The sequence below is a fragment of the Massilia sp. 2TAF26 genome, from assembly GCF_052115005.1.
Classification (GTDB): domain Bacteria; phylum Pseudomonadota; class Gammaproteobacteria; order Burkholderiales; family Burkholderiaceae_D; genus Telluria.
On the sequence record NZ_JBFRFV010000123.1, the window covers coordinates 1 to 424 of the forward strand.

Genomic DNA, 424 nt, shown 5'->3' on the forward strand with positions numbered 1-424 from the left:
GGTCCAGACATCTCGATCGTCCGCCACGAAAGCGCGGCGGCAAGGCGACAAAGCGTGGGATCTCGAATGAACAAGTGTGCATCCTGGTGGCGCGCGATCGCAGCGGCCAGACCATCGACGCCGTGACCGGCAAGGGGAGCGTCAGCAGGCGGCAACTGTTGCAACACCTGGGGCCGCGCCTGGCACACGACGTGCTGTTGGTGACCGATAGCCATGCGGCCTACCCGGCATTCGCGCGGGAGGTCGGGATTTCACATGAGGCCATCAATACGAGGGCCGGCGAAAGAAAGCGCGGTGCGCTGCACATCCAGAACGTGAACGCCTATCACAGCCGGATGCGAACCTGGCTGCTGCCGTTCCGCGGCATCGCCAGCCGTTACCTGGACCACTACTTCGGCTGGCGCTGGGCGCTGGATGGCCAGCG

General features: G+C 65.1%; 1 protein-coding gene. It reads left to right on the forward strand.

Going from position 1 to position 424, the window contains the following annotated elements:
- A partial coding sequence (locus tag AB4Z32_RS27755) for an IS1595 family transposase (protein WP_442125023.1) occupies positions 1–424 on the forward strand: 424 nt, incomplete at both ends.